The sequence below is a fragment of the Caminibacter sp. genome, from assembly GCF_053999135.1.
Map to the genome: position 1 here is coordinate 1 of NZ_JBMXVQ010000110.1, position 2,993 is coordinate 2,993.

Annotated in this window: 6 protein-coding genes; all 6 read left to right on the top strand. The window is 33.6% G+C overall.

The features are described from left to right. The coding region (locus tag ACXJH6_RS08310; protein WP_456471293.1) for a PDZ domain-containing protein at positions 1 to 397 on the top strand (397 nt) is incomplete at its 5' end. A gap of 77 nt (positions 398 to 474) precedes the next feature. Continuing rightward, positions 475 to 756: a nucleotidyltransferase family protein gene (locus ACXJH6_RS08315; protein ID WP_456471294.1), complete on the top strand. Its 282-nt coding sequence runs from the start codon at positions 475 to 477 to the stop codon at positions 754 to 756. Further along, entirely contained in the window at positions 753 to 1,922 is a 1,170-nt protein-coding gene (locus ACXJH6_RS08320) for a nucleotide sugar dehydrogenase (RefSeq protein ID WP_456471295.1), read from the top strand. Before ACXJH6_RS08315 ends, ACXJH6_RS08320 begins: the two co-directional genes overlap by 4 nt. A gap of 1 nt (position 1,923) precedes the next feature. After that, positions 1,924 to 2,397, top strand: a complete 474-nt coding sequence (locus tag ACXJH6_RS08325; RefSeq protein ID WP_456471296.1) for a hypothetical protein — start codon at positions 1,924 to 1,926, stop codon at positions 2,395 to 2,397. Then, on the top strand, positions 2,360 to 2,653 hold the full coding sequence (locus ACXJH6_RS08330; protein ID WP_456471297.1) for a nucleotidyltransferase domain-containing protein: 294 nt from the start codon (positions 2,360 to 2,362) through the stop codon (positions 2,651 to 2,653). Before ACXJH6_RS08325 ends, ACXJH6_RS08330 begins: the two co-directional genes overlap by 38 nt. Continuing rightward, a partial coding sequence (locus ACXJH6_RS08335; RefSeq protein ID WP_456471298.1) for a GDP-mannose 4,6-dehydratase occupies positions 2,650 to 2,993 on the top strand: 344 nt, incomplete at its 3' end. The genes ACXJH6_RS08330 and ACXJH6_RS08335, both read left to right, overlap by 4 nt.

A 2,993-nucleotide genomic window follows, 5' to 3' on the forward strand; every position in this document is an offset into this window, starting at 1 on the left:
CGCGGGGGAACTTAGAAACAAAATAGCCTTTAAGGGAGCCGGTTCAAAAGTTACCCTGAAAATATACAGAAACGGAAAATATATAACCGTAACAGCAACTTTAAAAGCCTTAAAAACAAAAAAAGAAGCGGTTGAGGATATAGAAACGTTAAAAGGCGTAACGCTATTTCAGGAGAAAAACAGCGTAAAAATAGCCGATATCGACCCTGACAGCTATGCTGCGAGAATGGGGCTTCAAAAAGGCGATGAAATTTTAAGAATCAAAACGATAAAAACAGGTAAATGGGTAAAAGTCCGTTCCATAGAAGACGTTAAAAAACTTCTAAAAGACCTTGACAAGGGTGACGCTTTAGTGGAAGTCAAAAGAAAAAAAGAACTCTTCATAATCCAGCTTTAAAACTTCTTTTTTTCTTTCTTTAAAAAACAATTTCTTGATATAATTTTATAAAAAGGAAATTTTTGAAAAGATAAAAGATGCTTCGCTTAACTGATAAAGAAATAGAAATTATAAAAAAAGTAATATATGATGTTTTTGGAGACAGTGAAATAATAGTTTTTGGAAGCAGGTTAAAAGAAAAAAAAGGAGGGGATATTGATTTGTTTGTAATACCTAAAAAAAGGAATAATCTATTTAAAAAGAAAATAAAAGCTTCTGCAAAACTGGAACTGCTTTTGTATAAACCCGTTGATATTGTAGTTCATTATGATTTTAGCAGAGAAATAGAAAAAGAAGCAATAAAAGGAGTAAAAATATGAAAATAGCGATAGCGGGAACCGGATACGTTGGACTTAGCAATGCGGTTTTATTAGCACAAAACAACGAAGTAGTTGCTCTTGACATTATTCCAGAAAAAGTGGAAATGATAAATAAAAGAATAAGCCCTATTGAAGATAAGGAAATTACCGAATTTTTCCAGACAAAAAATTTGAACCTTAAAGCCACTACAGATAAAAAAGAAGCATACGAAAACGCCGAATATGTCGTTGTCGCAACCCCTACCGATTATGACCCCGTTACTAATTATTTCAACACTAAATCAATAGAAAGCGTTATAAAAGACGTAATAGAAATAAATCCGAACGCTACAATCGTAATCCGCTCAACCATTCCAATAGGATATACCGAAAGGATAAAAAAAGAGTTTAATTATGATAAGATATTTTTCGTGCCTGAATTTTTAAGGGAAGGCAAAGCCCTTTTTGACAGTTTGTATCCAAGCCGTATTATCGTAGGAGAAAAATCAACAAGAGCTGAAATTTTTGCCAATCTTCTAAGAGACGGCGCTTTTAAGGAGACAATTCCTATTCTGTTTACCAATAACACCGAAGCCGAAGCCGTTAAACTGTTTGCCAATACGTACCTTGCTATGAGGGTTTCGTTTTTTAACGAGCTTGATACGTATGCCGAGGTAAAAAGGCTTAACACCAAAGATATTATTGAAGGCATATGTCTTGACCCTAGAATCGGAAACCATTATAACAACCCGAGTTTCGGATACGGAGGATACTGTCTGCCAAAAGATACGAAACAATTAGTGGCAAATTATACGCTTGAAAACATTCCTCAAAGACTGATGGAAGCGATAGTTGACAGCAATACTACAAGAAAAGAATTTATTGCAAAAAGGGTGCTTGAAAGAGAGCCGAAAACGGTCGGGGTTTACAGGCTGATTATGAAAGCCGGAAGCGACAATTTCAGAAGCAGCGCTATTTTTGACGTTATGGAAATGCTAAAACCTTTTGTAAAACTTGTGGTTTATGAGCCAATGGCAAAAGGCGATGAAGTTGAAGGGGTTGAGTTTGTGAAAGATTTTGAGGAATTCAGTAAAAAAGCAGATGTAATACTCGCCAACAGAATAGATGAAAATCTTGAAAAAGTTAAAGACAGAGTTTATACCAGAGATATTTATTCAAGGGATTGATATGTTGGATTTTCATCTTAAAGTATTAAATGAAAGTATTGATATACTCAAAGGTATAAAAAAAGAGCTTATTGAAAAGTACGGTGAAGTTGATATTTCAAATTTTGAAGATATAAAATTTTTAGATATTAAGACATTGGATGCTCTGGCTTACAGATTTGGTAAAGTACAGTCGCTTTTAGGGGAAAAAGTATTTAAAGAGATTTTGGAAAAATTAGGTTATGATTTAAATGATAAAAGTTATATTGATATACTTCAGTATCTTGAAAAAGAGGGGATAATTGAGAGTATATACCGGTGGAAAAAGCTTAGGGAAATCAGGAATTCACTCTCCCATGAGTATCCCGAAGAGATTGAATTTGTAGTGGGGGCGTTAAATGAGATGTTGAACAATATTGAAACATTTGAGAAAATAGTTAAAAAAATAGAGGAAAAAAATGAATACGCAGATAAGATTACATCCGGAAGAAATTAAAATTATAAAAGAAACTGTTTTAAACGTTTTTGGAGAAAGCGATATTTATATTTTCGGAAGCCGTACCGATTTGAATAAAAAAGGCGGGGATGTGGATATATTTGTCATTCCCCAAAATTATGAAGATTTGTATGAAAAAAGAATAAAAGCAAAAATTTTATTAAAAGATTTGCTTTTCAGAAATGTGGATATAGTTGTGCATAAAAATTTTGAATACGAAATAGAAAAAGAGGCGTTAAAAGGAATAAAAATATGAAAATACTAATAACAGGTACGGCGGGGTTTATAGGGTTTCATCTGGCAAACAGGCTTTTACAAAGAGGGGATGAAGTTGTAGGGCTTGACAGTATAAACGACTATTACGATGTAAATCTAAAATACGGAAGGCTTAAAGTCGCAGGCATTGAAAAAGAAAATATAGAATACGGCAAAACTGTCCGCTCAAAAAAATACCCCAATTACAAATTTATCAAACTAAACCTTGAAGACAAAGAAGGGGTTAATAAGCTTTTTAAAGAGGAAAAATTTGACAAAGTCTGTCATTTGGCCGCTCAGGCGGGGGTTAGGTATTCTCTTGAAAATCCGGACGCTTATAT